Here is a 15,816-nt window from a genome sequence, read left to right on the forward strand (position 1 = left end):
CCATGACAAACCTCAACACCGTTGACCCGGCCACCGTCGCCGAGGCGAAACTCGAGACCAACGACGTCGTCATCGCGAAGTCCTCGATCATCCTGCGGCGCTTCCTGCGCAACAAGACAGCCGTCGTCGGGCTGGTCATCTTCCTGGCCCTGACCGTCTTCTCCTTTGTGGGCGGGTTCTTCACCAGCTGGGACAAGGAGACCATCGACCCGTTCAACATCGGCATGCCGCCGTCGGCCGAGCACCTCCTGGGCACCTCCCAGGCCGGCATCGACCTCTACGCGCTGACGGTGGAGGGCACCCGCATCTCCATCCTGATCGGCCTTGTGGTCGGCCTCGTCTCCGTGCTGATCGCCGCGGTGTACGGCTGCACCATGGCCTACTTCGGCGGGAAGGTGGACAAGGTCATGCTGTTCATCCTCGAGGCCCTGATCATGATGCCGGCCCTGCTGGTGGTCGCCGTGGCCACGAGCGGCGGCGGCAACGGGCTCCAGGAGACCCTGCCCAGCTGGCTGCTGCTGATCATCGTCCTGCTCGTCTTCAGCTGGATGGGCACCGCCCGCCTCATCCGCTCGCTCTCGATGTCCCTGATGTCGCGCGATTTCGTCAAAGCAGCCCAGTACATGGGAATCCCGCCGCGGCGCATCGTCTGGCGGCACCTGGTGCCGAACATCGGCTCGCTGCTGGTCCTGGACATCACCCGCGGCGTCACCGGCGCGATCCTGGCGGAGGTGGCGTTCTCCTTCATCGGCATCGGCATCAAGGTCCCGGACGTCAGCCTCGGCGTGCTGATCGGGCAGGCCACCTCCCAGGTGTCCACCTTCCCGTGGATGTTCTGGGTCCCGCTGGCCGTCATGTTCCTCCTCACCGGCTCGCTGGCCATGATGAACGACGGCCTGCGTGACGCGTTCGACCCCAACTCCAGCTCTGTCGGCAGCGCCAGGAAGAGCGGCACCAAGACGGGCCGGACCCGCAAGACACAGGAGAAGGCCGTATGAGCCAGGAAATGACCGCCAGCGCCGCCTCCGCGGGGCTGCCCGCCACCGATCTTTCCCCCGCCGAGCGCCTGCACGTCGCCGGCCTGCACACCGCCGGCAGGCACTACACAGACGCCGCCACGGACGCCGTTCTCTCCGTGCGGGACCTGAACGTCCGCTTCAACACCGAGAACGGTGTGGTCCACGCCGTCCGCGGCATCGACTTCGACCTCCGCGCCGGCAAAACGCTCGGGATCGTGGGCGAGTCCGGCTCCGGAAAGTCCGTCACCTCCATGGCCATCCTAGGCCTGCTGCCCCCGACGGCGGAGATCTCCGGGTCGGTCCTGCTCCAGGGCAAGGAACTCCTGGGGCTCAACGACAAGGCCATGTGCCAGCACCGCGGCAACGATATCGCCATGGTCTTCCAGGACCCGCTGTCCTCCCTGACCCCGGTCTACACGGTGGGTACCCAGATCATCGAGGCACTCACGGTGCACAACCCCACTATGAGCAAGCAGGCCAAGGAGGCGCGCGCCGTCGAGCTCCTCGGCATGGTGGGGATCCCCAGCCCGAAGGACCGGCTCAAAGCCTTCCCGCACGAGTTCTCCGGCGGCATGCGCCAGCGCGTCATGATCGCCATCGCGATTGCCAACAACCCCCGGGTGCTGATCGCGGACGAACCCACGACGGCGCTCGATGTCACCATCCAGGCGCAGGTCCTGGAGGTGCTGCACACCGCGCAGGAGGAAACCGGCGCCGCCGTCGTCATGATCACCCACGACCTGGGCGTCGTGGCCGGCATGGCGGACGACATCATGGTGATGTACGCCGGCAAGCCGGTGGAGACCGGCAGCGTCGATGACATCTACTACAACCCGCGGATGCCCTACACCATGGGCCTGCTGGGCGCGGTCCCGCGCGTCGACGTGGCGGAAAAGTCCTCGCTGGTGCCGATCGAGGGCATCCCGCCGAACCTCATCCACACCCCTACCGGCTGCTCCTTCGCGCCGCGCTGCCCGCTGGCCAGCGACGCCTGCCTGCAGGGCGAGCCGGAGCTGTGGCCCGTCCCCGGCGGCGCCCCTGGGGGCACCACCGTCGGCACCACCGGCGGCGGCCTGCCGCACCAGGCCGCGTGCATCAAGACCGATTCCCTCGGCCTGGAAGTGGACGTCCGCGAGGTCTTCAAGGCCCCGGCGGTGCCGGAGTCGCGCTTTGACGCGATCCCGCGGGCGGAGCGCCGCACCGTGCTGGAGCTCAGGGACGTCAGGAAGCACTTCCCGCTCATGAAGGGCGCCCTCATCAAACGCCGGATCGGCACGGTCAAGGCCGTGGACGGCCTGAGCTTCGACATCCGCGAGGGCGAATGCTTCTCGATCGTCGGCGAGTCCGGGTGCGGCAAAACCACCACCCTGCTGGAAATCATGGAGTTCCACAAGGACCAGGACGGCGAGGTGGTCATCGGCGGCCTCAGCAACAAGCAGGCCGCGGACGCCAAAACCAAGGGCGCCATGCGCAAGGAACTCCAGATGGTGTTCCAGGACCCCACCGGCGCCCTCGACCCGCGCTTCACCGTCTTTGAAGTGCTGTCCGAGCCGCTTGAGAACGCCGGCATGTTCAAGGCGCAGATCCGGCAGCGGATCCTGGAGCTGATGGAGCTGGTGGGCCTCCAGCCCGACCACGTGAACCGCTTCCCCAACCAGTTCTCCGGCGGCCAGCGGCAGCGCATCGGCATTGCCCGCGCCCTTGCCGTGAATCCCAAGCTGGTGGTCCTGGACGAGCCGGTCTCCGCCCTGGACGTCTCCGTCCAGGCCGGCGTCATCAACCTTCTGGACCAGCTCCGCGCGGAGCTCGGGCTCAGCTACCTGATGGTGGCCCACGACCTGTCCGTGGTGCGGCACATCTCCAACCGGGTGGCCGTGATGTACCTGGGCAAGATCGTGGAGATCGGGGACGTGGACAGCGTGTTCGACAATCCGCGCCACCCGTACACCCGGGCCCTGCTCTCCGCCATCCCGGTCCCGGACCCGGTGCAGGAGCGCACCCGCGAACGCATCATCCTGCAGGGCGACCTGCCCTCGCCGCTGGAGGCGCCTAAGGGCTGCAACTTCGCCACGCGCTGCCCGGTGTTCGCGGCGCTCCCGCCCGCGAAGCAGGAGAAATGCCTCACCCTCGAGCCGGAACTGGCAGCAGCTCCGGCCCCCACAGACCAGCAATTCGCTTGTTTCTACCCGGACGGCGAACTGGACGAGGACATGTTAGTTGTCCACGACACCCACTGACCCACCGGTCTCACGCAGTACAACCCGCACCACAGTAAATGAAGGGGAACTCATGAAGAATCTGACCAAGCTCGGCGGCGTCACCGCCGTCGTGGCGGCGCTCACGCTCACCGCCTGCGGCGGTGGCGGCGGCGCTGCGACAGGTCCCGAAGCTGCCAAGGGCCAGGAAGCGGGCAGCGACCTGGCCAAGCTCGTCAGCATCAACGCCAAGGAGGCCAAGGACCTGCAGCCGGGCGGCACCGTCACCCTGCCGCTGGGCAACATCGGCCCGGACTTCAACGGCTTCTCCAACAACGGCAACAGCGCGGACAACACCGCCCTGCACCGCCCGATCGACCAGGCCGGCACCTGGGGCTGCTGGAACTTCGACTTCGACGGCACCGCCACGCCGAACAAGGATTTCTGCGAAGACGTCAAGAGCGAGATCAAGGACGGCAAGCAGACCATCACCATCAAGGTGAACGAAAAGGCCACCTACAACGACGGCACGCCGATCGACGTCAAGGCCTTCGAGAACACCTGGAACATGCTCAAGGGTGAAAACAAGGACATCGACATCGTCAGCGCCGGCGCGTACGAGTTCGTCGATTCCGTCAAGGCCGGCGCCAGCGACAAGGAAGTCGTTGTCACCACCACCCAGCCGGTCTACCCGCTGGATTCGCTCTTCACCGGCCTGATCCACCCGGCCGTCAACACCCCGGAGATCTTCAACGAAGGCTTCACCGGCGACATGCACCCGGAATGGATGGCCGGCCCGTTCAAGCTGGACCAGTACGACAGCGCCGCCAAGACCGTAACGCTCGCCCAGAACGACAAGTGGTGGGGCAACAAGCCGGTCCTGGAAAAGGTGGTGTTCCGCCAGCTCGAGAGCAGCGCAGCCATCGCCGCCTTCAAGAACGGTGAAATCGACGGCGTTTCCGCCAACACCATCACCCCGTACAAGCAGCTCGACGGCACCAAGGACTCCGAGATCCGCCGCGGCCAGCGCCTCTTCGCCGGCGGCCTGAACCTCAACGCCCAGAAGGCCCCGCTGACCGACGTCGCGATCCGCAAGGCGATCTTCACCGCCGTCGACCGCGAAGCGCTGCGCAAGGTGCGCTTCAACGGCCTGAACTGGGAAGAGGAGAGCTCAGGATCCATGATGCTGCTGCCGTTCTCCAAGTACTACCAGGACAACTACCCGGTCAAGGAGACCGGCGCTGAGGCCGCCAAGAAGGTCCTTACCGACGCCGGCTACACGGCCAACGCCGCAGGCATCATGGAGAAGGACGGCGTCCCCGCCGCCTTCAAGATCAGCAACTTCGGTGACGATCCCACCACCCTGGCGTTCGCCCAGACCCTGCAGAACCAGCTGAAGGCCGGCGGCATGGACGTTGGCATCGACCAGCGCGCCTCTGCCGACTTCGGCAAGGTCCTGGGCAGCCGCGACTTCTTCATGAGCGTCTCCGGCTACACCGTGGGCGCCGACGCGACCGACGCCGTCAAGCAGTTCTACGATTCCAAGACGAACGAGAACGAACTGGGCGACGCCGAGCTGGACGCCGAAATCAAGAAGCTCTCCACCATTGCCGACAACGCCGAGCGCAACAAGGCAGCCATGGAAGTTGAAAAGAAGCACATGGAGAAGTACTTCTCCATGGGTGTTGTGATGAACGGTCCGCAGATCTCGTTCGTGCGCACCGGCCTGGCCAACTACGGCCCGTCCCTGTTCAAGAGCCTGTCCCAGGTTCCGGACTGGACCACCATCGGCTGGGAAAAGAAGTAACACCCCTCCCGACGCTCCCTCATAAGTAGCGGCATTCCAGGCGACGCTCCCTCACCAGGTGGGGGAGCGTCGCCTTGTTTGTTGGAAGACCTGAGGGAGCGTCTGATGGCGGTGCGGGAGTAGCGTGGGGGCCATGACACAGAACCCCCGGCCCATCCGCACGGCCGTGGCGGGCTTTGGCCTCTCGGGCAAGGTCTTCCACGCCCCGCTCATCGCAGCCAGCCCCGCCTATTCCCTCGACGTGATCGCAACCTCCGACGCCGGCCGGCAGTCCGACGCGTCCGCCCGGCACCCCGGCGCCCGGATCGTGGACACCCCGGCGGACATCCTCGAACTCGCGGACGGCCTGGACCTGCTGGTCCTGGGCACCCCGCCGGCCACGCACTACCCGCTGGCGAAGGCCGCGCTGGAAGCCGGGCTCGACGTCGTCGTCGACAAGCCGTTCACGGTGCGCAGCGCCGAAGGTGAGGAGCTGATCGCCCTCGCGGCGCGGCTGGGACGGGTGCTCACGGTCTTCCAGAACCGGCGCTGGGACGGTGACTACCTCACGGTCCGGGGGCTGCTGGACAGCGGCGCCCTCGGCGCCGTCACACGGTTCGAATCCCGCTTTGAACGCTGGTCCCCGACGGTGGCCAAGGCGTGGAAAGCGGACGCGACGGCGGACGACGGCGGCGGGGTGCTGTTCGACCTCGGCACCCACCTGCTGGACCAGGCCGTGCAGCTCTTCGGGCCCGCCACGGTGGTCCACGCGGAACTGGCGGCCCGCCGGCCGGGCGAAAAGTCCGACGACGACGTGTTCCTCGCGCTGCGCCACGAATCAGGCGTCACGAGCCATCTCTGGATGAACATGCTCTGCGCCCAGCAGGGGCCGCGCTTCCGGCTGCTGGGCAGCGGGGGCGCCTTCACCAAGCACGGGGTGGACCCGCAGGAGCCGTTCATCGCGGCCGGCGGCAGCCCGCTGGACGCCGACTACGGCGTGGAGGACCGGGACTGGGCGGGGCTTCTCGGCCGCGACGGGCACCTCGACCGGCTGCCCACCGAACGCGGCGCCTACCCGGAGTTCTACCGGATCCTGGCGGAGAAGATCAGCGGCGGCGGCGCGGCGTCGGCCCTGCCGGTCCCCGTGGATCCCGCCGGCCCGGTGGAGGTGCTGCGGCTCATCGAACAGGCCCGGGAACTGGCGACACAGCGGACTTAACGTTTGAACGGCAGCCATCCAGAAAGCGTGCGTCAAAGCGACGAAGGAGCAGCACGCGTTGGATGACTGCCGTTCAAACGGCTACAGACCTACGCGGAGACCAGCTCGTGCCAGTCGGCCACGAGGGGCAGGTTGTGCGCCTCGGAGACCGAACGGTGCGCCACCTTGCCGCCTGCGATGTTGAGCCCGGCGGCCAGGGCGGCGTCGCGCTCAAAGGCGGCCTTGACGCCCAGGTTGGCCAGGGACACGGCGTAGCGCAGCGTGACGTTGGTCAGTGCGTACGTGGACGTGTTCGGAACGGCGCCCGGCATGTTGGCCACGCAGTAGAAGATGGTGTTGTGGACCTTGTACGTGGGTTCCTGGTGCGTGGTGGGGTGCGTGTCCTCGAAGCAGCCGCCCTGGTCCACGGCGATGTCCACCAGCACCGAGCCGGGCTTCATCCGGGAGACCAGCTCGTTCGTGACCAGCTTCGGGGCCTTGGCGCCCGGGATCAGCACGGAACCGATCACCAGGTCGGCGTCGACCACCGACTTCTCGATCTCGTAGGAGTTGGAGGCCACCGTCTTCAGGCGGCCCTGGTACTGGGCATCCAGTTCGCGCAGGCGGTTGATGTTGATGTCCAGGATGGTAACGTCGGCGCCCAGGCCAAGGGCCATGGCGGCGGCGTTGGTGCCGGCGACACCGGCGCCGAGCACAACAACCTTCGCGGGGCGGACGCCCGGCACGCCGCCGAGCAGCACACCCTTGCCGCCGGCCGGGGCCATCAGCGAGGTGGCGCCCACCTGGACGGACAGGCGGCCGGCAACCTCGGACATCGGGGCCAGCAGCGGCAGTGTGCGGCCCTCCTGGACGGTCTCGTAGGCGATGGCGGTGACGCCGCTGTTGATCAGCGCCTGGGTCAGCTCCGGCTCGGCCGCGAGGTGCAGGTAGGTGAAGAGGATCAGGCCCTTGCGGAAACGGTGGTACTCGGCCTTGACCGGTTCCTTGACCTTCAGCACCATGTCGGCGCGGGACCAGACGTCGTCGGCCTCGGTCACGATCTCGGCGCCGGCGATGGCGTATTCCTCGTCCGTGATGCCCGAGCCCAGGCCTGCGCCGCGCTCCACCAGGACCGAGTGGCCGTGGGTGCGGAATTCGTGGACCCCGGCGGCCGTGATGGCGACGCGGAATTCGTTGTTCTTGATCTCTTTAGGGACACCGATGATCATGTGGGACTCCAAATGCTGGCGGCTTTGTGGGCCTGGGGAGGTGGGGGATTCAGTACTTCCAGAATAAATCCGGCTGTGAGGCAAGCGACATGCCCGGGTGCAGGCAGCTGCTGGAAATCCGCGGAATTCCGCCGATTTCGTTTTTCCCGGCTGGACAATTGTCGAACCGCCAAACGTCAGGTGTCGCCTGCTGTCCGTTGGGCGCATTGCGCCGCGGCGTTCCCGGCGCCGGAGCAATCGGCAGTAATGTGGCACCATGCAGCAGCAGGACGTCGAACAGCTCGTCGAGCAGGTGGCACTGAAACTTGGCCGCGGCCTCTCCCTCGAGGATCTGGACGGGCTGCTGCTTGCCTACAGTTCCAACCAGTCGCACGCTGACCGGGTCCGGGTGAACTTCCTGCTGAGCAAGCGCGTCCCGGTGGACGTCAGCGCCTGGCAGCTCTCGCACGGGATCGCGACGGCGGTGCGTCCCGTGGTGGTGCCGGCCAATGAGGAACTGGGAATGCTCGGCCGCGTCTGCGTTCCCCTCCTGCTGCGGGGTTTCCGCGTGGGCTACCTCTGGGTCCAGCTCGACGCCGACGAACCGAGCGCGACGGCGGTCCTGGGCCAGCTGCCCGAGGTGTCCCGCGAGCTCGAACAGCTCTCTGCCCTGCTGCTGGAATCCAACACCGCGGAGTCCGAGTTCCGCCGCCGCCGCGAGCAGGAATTCCTGGCCGCCTGCCGGGGCGAGTCGAACGCCGTCGCGGCCGTGGGCGGCTGGAAAGAGGTCCAAGGGCGCGGGCCGTGGCAGCTTGTCACCGTGCTGGATGCCGACGGCTGGGCCGAAGGGTCGGATCCGATCGCATCCACCCTGATCCACCGGTCCGCCGCGCTGCAGGCCACCATCGGGGTGGACGCCGCCCTGTTCAGCGCCGGCACGGAAACCCACTCGGTGGTGCTGTTTAAGGAGTCCACCGGCCGGGCGGACCACGCCCAGGTGCTGGTCCACTACCAGCTGGAGCTTGCCAAGCGCTCAGGCAGGCCCGTGCACCGGATCATCCTCGGAACCTCCGAGGGGTTCACGCGGCCGCGGGAACTGGCCGACGCGTACCGGCAGTCCCGGCAGGCCGCGCAGGCGGCGGCGGTGGATCCCCAGCTGGGCGAACTCGTGGACTGCCGGGCCACCGGAATCTACCAGCTCCTGGCATCGGCCGGCGGCGGCGCGGGGGCGTGGGCGGATGCCGGCTCGGTCTACTTCCGCCTCCTGGAGGACCATGACCGGAACCACGAGCTCTTGCCCGTGCTGGAGCTGTTTTATGACAACGACAGTTCGGTCCAGGGGGTGGCGGACAAGCTCCACCTGCACCGGAGCAGCATCTACAACCGGCTGGGCAGGATCAGGCAGCTGCTCGGCGTCGATCCGCTGAAGGGGATGGTCCGGCTGGAACTGCATGCCGCGCTGAAGGCCCGCCGCTGGGCCGGGCGCCCCAGGATTTAGCCGGCCCGCGGCCGGTCCGCAATCAGGGGCGGCGGTCGTCGTCGCAGTCTGACGCCCGGACGGCGTCGCGCGCGGATTCCGGGTCCTGCGCCGCCCCCCGCGCCGTCTCCCGCGCTGTAACTCGCCTCCGGCGGGCGATCCGGCTGTCCGTCCACAAGGAAACAGCCACAAACGCAACACAGCTGGCCATAAAGGTAGCTGTGTTGCTCAACCCCATCGCGGTTCCGAGGAAGCCGGTGAGCACCATGGCGGCAATGCCCGCCACGATGTGCCACCCTCTGAACTTACCCACAATTCAAGCGTAACCCCGGCCCTCTCCGCGTTTCCGCGCAGGGCCGGGATCGTTGTTTGATCCTTATCACGCTGTCACGAACCATCGGCCGGGGCGTCATTTGTGTGGCCGGCCGCGGCGGCGGCGGTACTGTTCTTCCTTTGCTTCTCCAGCCACGCCATGACGTCGGCAAGCCGGATCCTCCGGTGCGTGCCCCGGTATTCCACCGGAATTTCGCCGCGGTCCGTCATGTTCCGCAGATACGTGTGGGAGATGCCGGCGAGCTCGGCGGCCCGGGACGTGGTCAGCATCTCCTCGACACTGCTGACCGTCACCGCCTCGCCCCGGCTGAAGCGTGACAGCAGGTCAACCACGGCGTCCCGCGCCTGGTCCGGCAGCCGGTGGACGGTCCCGTCAACAAAAACGGTGATGTCGTCACTGCCGTTGAGCGCGAACCGGAGTTTCTGCGCGTCCTCGGCCGGAAGGGCGGCCGCCACCCGGGGTGCTATCTGTGTCATGGAGTGCATCCTAGCGCCCCGCGGCACAGCAGCAGGCAGAGCTTGCCCGCTGCCGCCGCCTGCTGCGGCCTTACAGGCCCAGCTCCTCGAGGACCGGCAGTTTGGCCCGCACCCAGGCGCGGGCTTCCGTGGCGCTCGGTGCGGAGAGCGCCAGCTTGGCCAGCTCCTGCGCCTCGGCCAGGGTGACCGTCTTCAGCACCGCGGCCACGGCCGCGAGGGACCGGGCCGTCATGGACAGGGTGGTCACGCCGAGTCCGGTCAGCACGACGGCGAGGGCCGGGTCGGCGGCCGCCTCGCCGCAGACGCCCACCGGCTTGTGGTGGCCTTCCGCCGCGGACCCCTCCACGGTCAGGCCCACCAGCCGCAGGACGGCCGGCTGCCACGGGGTGTTGAGGGCGGCGAGCGGGCCGAGCTGGCGGTCGGCGGCCATGGCGTACTGCGTGAGGTCGTTGGTTCCCAGGCTCGCGAACGCCACCTCGCGGAGGATGGACTCGGCAGTGAGCGCCGCCGAGGGCACTTCCACCATGACGCCGGGGGTCTTGATCCCGGCCTCGGCGCAGAGGGCGGCGAAGCGGGCAGCCTCCTCCGCGGTGGAGATCATGGGCGCCATCACCCAGACATCCGCCGAGGATTCCTGCTCCGCCCGGGCGATGGCCTGCAGCTGGCGCTCCAGCACACCCGGCGTCGTGAAATCGGTGCGGTACCCGCGGACACCCAGGGCCGGGTTCGGTTCCGTGGCGTCGGTGAGGAACGGCAGCGGCTTGTCCGCGCCCGCATCGAGGGTCCGGAGCACCACCTTCTTGCCCGGGAATGCGTCAAAGACACCCTTGTACGCGGCGGCCTGTTCTTCCACCGTGGGTTCGGTGTCGCGCTCCAGGAAGCAGAATTCGGTCCGGAAGAGCCCCACGCCCTGCGCGTTCAGCTTCGCGGCGGCCGCGGCGTCCTTGGCTCCGCCCACGTTGGCGAGCAGCGGCACCAGGTGCCCGTCCGCCGTCGCGCCGGTGCCGTCAAAGTCGGCCAGCAGCGATGCCGTGGCCGCCCAGTGCTCGGCGGCGGCGCGCTGGGAGTCATCCGGGTCCACCGTAATCAGGCCGGCCGCGCCGTCAACGTAGACTTCGGTGCCGTCCGGCAGCTGGTCCACGCCGGTGGCTGCGACGACGGCGGGCAGGCCCAGCGAGCGGGCGATGATGGCGGTGTGGGACTGGGGCCCGCCGCCGGCCGTGAGCAGCGCCAGCACCTTCTCCGGGTCCAGGGTGGCGGTGTCCGCCGGGGCCAGGTCCTCGGCGATCAGGATGAACGGTTCGGGGGAGGACGGGATGCCCGGGGCCGGGACGCCCCGCAGTTCGGCCACGATGCGGGCCCGGACGTCCAGGACGTCGGTGGCGCGCTCCGCCATGTACCCGCCCAGGTTGTGCAGCATTTCCGAGACCGAGGCGCCTGCTTCCCAGATGGCCCGCTGCCCGGAGGTGCCGCGGCCGATCAGCTTGGCGGCCGACTTCAGGAGCATGGTGTCCGTGGCCATCAGCGCCGTGGCCTCCAGGACCGCCTTGCCGTCGCCCGTGACCGTCTCGGCACGGGCCTTCAGCTCGTCGTGGACAGCCTTCGCCGCGGCCTTCAGTGCCGCGGTCGCTTCCTCGGCCGTGACGCCGGCCGGCAGCTGTTCGCCCGCGGGCGGCTCGCTGACGGGTTTGGGCATCTGGCGGATGGTTCCGATGATGCGGCCGGGGCTGACGCCTACTCCTGGGAAGTTCTGCACTGAAGGTCCTCATTCTCTGCCGTGGGCGGCTAAGCCAGTAAGTCAGGGAGTGCCGGCGGCCGTCCGGGCCGCGTGGGAGGTTCCCCCGGACCGTCCGGCGGGCCTGCCGGCGGCTACGTCGGCGGGCCCCATCCGGCACCTGAAAAAATTGTATGTGATGCACTTCATATAGCGTTGCTATAGGTGCTAGGGTAGCGGTTATGAGTTTCGATGGCCAGCTCCCGCCTAAGACGCGGCTGCTCCGTGCAGCCGCCGAGCTGCTGGCCAATTCCGCCGGAAGCGCCGTTTCCACCCGCCAGATCACGCAGCTGGCCGGCGTCACCGCACCCACCCTCTATCACCACTTCGGTGACAAAGAAGGCTTGTTTGACGCGGTGGTCGCGGCGGGCTTTGAAGATTATGTGGCGGGCGAACGCGACTTCGCGCCGTCGGGACAGCCGCTGGAGGATATCCGGCGGATGTGGGACAACCATGTGCAGTTCGGGCTCAACCAGCCGGAACTGTATCTGGTCATGTTTGGCAACATTCGCCCGGAAAGCCGCCCGTCCGTCGTCGCCGACGCCGAGGGCTTGCTGGAGGAAATGCTGAACAAGGCCGCCGTCGCCGGCCAACTGAACGTCCCGCCCCGGGAAGCTGCCAGGAGCATCCTGGCCGCCAACGTGGGCGTGACGCTGATGCTGATCGCGGAGAAGGTGCCCGAGCGCAACCTCGAACTCTCCACCATGACCCGGGACGCCATGATCTTCGCGGTGTCCTCCGACCAAGCCAAGAACGGCAGTCCCGAAGCCGCCGGGAAATCCTCGGTGGTTGTCGCGGCGATCGCCCTGAACGCCGCGCTGCAGGCCTCCCACTCGGACCAGCTCTCCAGCTCCGAACTCAAGCTTTTTCTCGAATGGCTCCACCGGATCTCTACCAGCTCCACCAGCTAGCTTTCGCGAAACCAACGGACCATCCTGCGGTGCAGCAGGAACAACGGTTAGGAAATCACATGGCAACAGAGACAGTTGCGAAACCCCGCACCAGCGCGCGCGTGCATGTCCAGAAGTTCGGTACGTTCCTTTCCGGAATGATCATGCCGAACATGGGTGCGTTCATCGCCTGGGGCTTCATTACGGCGCTCTTCATCCCGGCAGGCTTCTTCCCCAATGAAGAGCTCGGCAAGTTGGTCGGCCCGATGATCACGTACCTGCTCCCGCTGCTGATCGGTTACACCGGCGGCCGGATAGTCCACGGCGTGCGCGGCGGCGTAGTGGGTGCGGTGGCCACCATGGGCGTCATCGTCGGAACCGACATCCCCATGTTCATCGGCGCCATGATCCTCGGGCCGCTCACGGCCTGGCTCATGATGAAACTGGACAAAATCTGGGAAGGCCGGGTCAAGCCGGGCTTCGAAATGCTCATCGACAACTTTTCGGCCGGCATCCTGGCCGCCGTCATGGCGGTCGTCGGCATGCTGGTGGTCGGCCCCGTGGTGAAGGCCTTCAGCAACGGCGCCAGCGCCGTCGTCGAATTCCTGGTTCTGAACGGGCTGCTGCCGTTCACCAGCATCTTCATCGAGCCCGCCAAGGTCCTGTTTCTGAACAACGCCGTCAACCACGGCATCCTCACCCCGCTGGGCACGCAGCAGGCCCTTGAGGAGGGCAAGTCCATCCTGTTCCTGCTCGAGGCCAACCCCGGCCCCGGCTTCGGCATCCTGCTGGCCTACTCCATCTTCGGCACAGGGCTGGCCAAGGCGTCCGCCCCGGGCGCAGCCGTCATCCAGTTCGTCGGCGGCATCCACGAGATCTACTTCCCGTACGTGCTGATGAAGCCCATCATGATCCTCGCCGCGATCGGCGGCGGCATGACCGGCATCTTCACCCTGGTGGTCACCGGCGCCGGACTCCGCTCACCGGCAGCCCCGGGCAGCATCATCGCGGTCTACGCGGCGACCGCACGCGACAGCTACGTCGGCGTGACGCTCTCCGTGCTGTTCGCCACCATCGTGTCCTTCCTGATCGCCTCGGTGATCCTGAAGGCCAGCAAGGCCCCCGCGGAAGACGACCTGGACGAGGCCACGCACCGGATGGAAGCCCTGAAAGGCAAAAAGAGCTCCATCTCCTCCGCCCTGACCGGCACGGGCATGAACGCCGGAGGCGTCGCCGTCCTCGCCGGACCGGTCAAGAACATCGTCTTCGCGTGCGACGCCGGCATGGGCTCCAGCGCCATGGGCGCCTCGGTGCTGCGGAACAAGATCAAGGCCGCCGGCTTCCCGGACGTCAAGGTCACCAATTCCGCGATCGCCAACCTCACGGACACGTACGACGTCGTCATCACGCACCAGGACCTGACGGAACGGGCCAAGCCAGCGACTGCCAGCGCCGTGCACGTGTCGGTGGACAACTTCATGAACAGCCCGCGCTACGACGAGATTGTGGAGCTCGTCCAGGCCAGCAACACGGACGGGGGAACCGACGCCGCCCCGGCGGCCGCCGCCGTCGCCTCTGAGTCGGAAACGCCCGCACCGGAAGCGCCTGCGCCGCAAGCGCCAGGGGAGGCCGGTCCTGCCGGCATCCTGGTGGCCGAAAGCGTGGTCCTCAACGGCACCGCAACCTCGCGGGACGCCGCCATCGACGAGGCCGGCCGGCTGCTCATGGACCGCGGCGCCGTCGACGCCGGGTACCTGGACGCCATGCACGAACGCGAGGAATCCGTGTCCACCTACATGGGCAGCTTCCTCGCCATCCCGCACGGCACCAACGCCGCGAAGGACCACATCATGAAGTCCGCGGTCTCCGTGGTCCGCTACCCGGAGGGCATCGACTGGAACGGCAAGGAAGTGAAGTTCGTGGTGGGCGTCGCCGGCATCAACAACGAACACCTGCAGATCCTGTCCTCGATCGCCAAGGTCTTCACCAACAAGGCGCAGGTGGCACAGCTCGAGGCGGCCACCTCGGTGGACGAAGTGCTGGCCCTGTTCGGAAAGGTCAACTCCTAGTGAAGTCTGTTCATTTCGGAGCCGGGAACATCGGCCGCGGATTCGTGGGCCTGCTGCTGCACGAGGCCGGGTATGAGGTGGTGTTCGCCGACGTCGCGGACGCCCTCATCACCCAGCTGGCAGCGGCCGACTCCTACCGCGTCCACGAAGTGGGGGACAACCCCGCCGTCCGTACCGTGGAGAACTTCAGGGCGCTGAACTCCGGCACCCAGGAGGCGGACGTCGTCGCGGAGATCGCGACGGCGGACATCGTCACCACCGCCGTGGGGCCGCACATCCTCAAGTTCGTGGCGCCCGTGATCGCCAAGGGGATCGCGGCCCGCGCGGCCGGGCTGGCGCCGCTGCAGGTCATGGCCTGCGAGAACGCCATCAACGCGACGGACATCCTCAAATCCGAGGTGGCCGCCCAGTGGGACCCGGCCGCTGGGTCCCTGGACTCCGCCGCAGTGTTCGCCAACACGGCGGTGGACCGGATCGTGCCCAACCAGGAGGCCGGGCAGGGCCTGGATGTAACGGTGGAGACCTTCTACGAGTGGGTGATCGACCGGACCCCGTTCGCGGGCAAGGAGCCGGTGATCCCGGGCGCCACGTTCGTGGATGACCTGGCACCGTACATCGAGCGGAAGCTGTTCACAGTGAACACCGGGCATGCCGCGGCGGCCTATTTCGGCTTCGAGGCCGGCCTGGGCAAGATCTCCGAGGCCATGGCCGACCAGGATGTGGCCGCGGACGTGCGCGCTGTCCTGGACGAAACCAAGGAGCTCCTGGTGGCCAAGCACGGGTTCAACCGTGACGAGCAGGAGGCCTACGTGCAGAAGATCCTGGGCCGCTTCTCCAACCCGCACCTGCCGGACACCGTGCACCGGGTGGGCCGGGCGCCGCTGCGCAAGCTCAGCCGGCACGAACGGTTCATCGGCCCGGCTGCGGAGCTGGCCGAACGCGGGATCGTCCCGGAGGCACTGCTCGGTGCCATCGCCGCGGCCCTGCGTTTCAACGACCCGGCGGACGAGGAAGCGGTGGAGCTTGGCAAGATCCTGGCCTCCTTGAGCCCCGCCGACGCGACAGCGAAAATCACGGGCCTGGCCCCGGACCATCCGCTGTTCCCGGCCGTCGCCGCCCTGGTCGAGGAGGCCAAGGCCCCCGTCTAGCCCCTGCAATAACGCCGAGCACTAACCGCCGACGCCGGAACTCACCTGAGTTCCGGCGTCGGCGTGTTTAAGCCCCCACTCGCCCGTTGCGCTATCACTTATGGCTGCCATTCCCCGGGCAAATTCATATGGTCGTTGCAACGCTCTGAAAGATGGAGCGTTTGATGGGCAGCTTTTCCTTGGAGGCCCGTACCGAGTTCTTTGATCTGGTCTGCGGCGGGATGTCGATTTTTGCGGCGGCC

General features: G+C 67.5%; 12 protein-coding genes. 8 read left to right on the top strand and 4 right to left on the bottom strand.

The genetic code is table 11. The features are described from left to right. The first annotated feature begins 2 nt into the window (after positions 1-2). The 4 genes from AR539_RS02035 (at position 3) to AR539_RS02050 (ending at position 6,219) form a co-directional block, all read left to right on the top strand. Positions 3-998 carry an ABC transporter permease gene (locus AR539_RS02035; RefSeq protein WP_066432068.1) on the top strand — a complete coding sequence of 332 codons (996 nt, stop codon included), beginning with the start codon at positions 3-5 and terminating at the stop codon, positions 996-998. After that, positions 995-3,256, top strand: a complete 2,262-nt coding sequence (locus tag AR539_RS02040; protein ID WP_066432069.1) for a dipeptide ABC transporter ATP-binding protein — start codon at positions 995-997, stop codon at positions 3,254-3,256. Before AR539_RS02035 ends, AR539_RS02040 begins: the two co-directional genes overlap by 4 nt. Before the next feature lie 52 nt (positions 3,257-3,308). Next, positions 3,309-5,021: an ABC transporter family substrate-binding protein gene (locus AR539_RS02045; RefSeq protein WP_066432071.1), complete on the top strand. Its 1,713-nt coding sequence runs from the start codon at positions 3,309-3,311 to the stop codon at positions 5,019-5,021. Positions 5,022-5,154: 133 nt separating this feature from the next. Continuing rightward, the gene (locus AR539_RS02050; protein WP_066432072.1) at positions 5,155-6,219 is read left to right on the top strand and encodes a Gfo/Idh/MocA family protein; all 1,065 of its coding nucleotides are present in this window, start codon (positions 5,155-5,157) and stop codon (positions 6,217-6,219) included. 89 nt (positions 6,220-6,308) lie between these two features. On the opposite strand, the gene ald is transcribed toward AR539_RS02050, so the two are convergent. After that, positions 6,309-7,427, bottom strand: coding sequence for an alanine dehydrogenase (gene ald, locus AR539_RS02055; RefSeq protein ID WP_066432073.1), 1,119 nt, complete (start codon positions 7,425-7,427; stop codon positions 6,309-6,311). Between the two features lie 256 nt (positions 7,428-7,683). On the opposite strand from ald, the gene AR539_RS02060 reads away from it, so the two are divergent. Continuing rightward, on the top strand, positions 7,684-8,904 hold the full coding sequence (locus AR539_RS02060; protein WP_066432074.1) for a PucR family transcriptional regulator: 1,221 nt from the start codon (positions 7,684-7,686) through the stop codon (positions 8,902-8,904). A 22-nt stretch (positions 8,905-8,926) separates the two neighbouring features. On the opposite strand, the gene AR539_RS02065 is transcribed toward AR539_RS02060, so the two are convergent. The 3 genes from AR539_RS02065 to ptsP all read right to left on the bottom strand — a co-directional run bounded on the left by AR539_RS02065 (position 8,927) and on the right by ptsP (position 11,449). Further along, the gene (locus AR539_RS02065) at positions 8,927-9,196 is read right to left on the bottom strand and encodes a hypothetical protein (RefSeq protein ID WP_066432077.1); all 270 of its coding nucleotides are present in this window, start codon (positions 9,194-9,196) and stop codon (positions 8,927-8,929) included. A 74-nt stretch (positions 9,197-9,270) separates the two neighbouring features. Continuing rightward, on the bottom strand, positions 9,271-9,693 hold the full coding sequence (locus AR539_RS02070; RefSeq protein ID WP_066432078.1) for a helix-turn-helix domain-containing protein: 423 nt from the start codon (positions 9,691-9,693) through the stop codon (positions 9,271-9,273). A gap of 70 nt (positions 9,694-9,763) precedes the next feature. Then, positions 9,764-11,449, bottom strand: a complete 1,686-nt coding sequence (ptsP, locus tag AR539_RS02075; protein WP_066432080.1) for a phosphoenolpyruvate--protein phosphotransferase — start codon at positions 11,447-11,449, stop codon at positions 9,764-9,766. 200 nt (positions 11,450-11,649) lie between these two features. Here ptsP and AR539_RS02080 point away from each other — a divergent pair, with 200 nt between their 5' ends. The 3 genes from AR539_RS02080 to AR539_RS02090 are packed head-to-tail and all read left to right on the top strand — an operon-like array spanning position 11,650 to position 15,574. Then, positions 11,650-12,378, top strand: coding sequence for a TetR/AcrR family transcriptional regulator (locus AR539_RS02080; protein ID WP_066432082.1), 729 nt, complete (start codon positions 11,650-11,652; stop codon positions 12,376-12,378). A gap of 59 nt (positions 12,379-12,437) precedes the next feature. Next, the gene (locus tag AR539_RS02085) at positions 12,438-14,426 is read left to right on the top strand and encodes a PTS mannitol transporter subunit IICBA (protein ID WP_066432083.1); all 1,989 of its coding nucleotides are present in this window, start codon (positions 12,438-12,440) and stop codon (positions 14,424-14,426) included. Further along, entirely contained in the window at positions 14,426-15,574 is a 1,149-nt protein-coding gene (locus AR539_RS02090; protein WP_066432085.1) for a mannitol-1-phosphate 5-dehydrogenase, read from the top strand. Before AR539_RS02085 ends, AR539_RS02090 begins: the two co-directional genes overlap by 1 nt. The last annotated feature ends 242 nt before the right edge of the window (positions 15,575-15,816 follow it).

The organism is Arthrobacter sp. EPSL27 (genome assembly GCF_001512305.1).
Lineage (GTDB): Bacteria > Actinomycetota > Actinomycetes > Actinomycetales > Micrococcaceae > Arthrobacter.

Bases quoted from the DNA above. Each gene is read 5' to 3' on its own strand.
- AR539_RS02050 (WP_066432072.1), top strand. From the start codon at position 5,155: ATGACACAGAACCCCCGGCCCATCCGCACGGCCGTGGCGGGCTTTGGC.
- AR539_RS02040 (WP_066432069.1), top strand. From the start codon at position 995: ATGAGCCAGGAAATGACCGCCAGCGCCGCCTCCGCGGGGCTGCCCGCC.
- ald (WP_066432073.1), bottom strand. From the start codon at position 7,427: ATGATCATCGGTGTCCCTAAAGAGATCAAGAACAACGAATTCCGCGTC.
- AR539_RS02070 (WP_066432078.1), bottom strand. From the start codon at position 9,693: ATGACACAGATAGCACCCCGGGTGGCGGCCGCCCTTCCGGCCGAGGAC.
- AR539_RS02045 (WP_066432071.1), top strand. From the start codon at position 3,309: ATGAAGAATCTGACCAAGCTCGGCGGCGTCACCGCCGTCGTGGCGGCG.
- AR539_RS02085 (WP_066432083.1), top strand. From the start codon at position 12,438: ATGGCAACAGAGACAGTTGCGAAACCCCGCACCAGCGCGCGCGTGCAT.
- AR539_RS02060 (WP_066432074.1), top strand. From the start codon at position 7,684: ATGCAGCAGCAGGACGTCGAACAGCTCGTCGAGCAGGTGGCACTGAAA.
- AR539_RS02035 (WP_066432068.1), top strand. From the start codon at position 3: ATGACAAACCTCAACACCGTTGACCCGGCCACCGTCGCCGAGGCGAAA.
- AR539_RS02080 (WP_066432082.1), top strand. From the start codon at position 11,650: ATGAGTTTCGATGGCCAGCTCCCGCCTAAGACGCGGCTGCTCCGTGCA.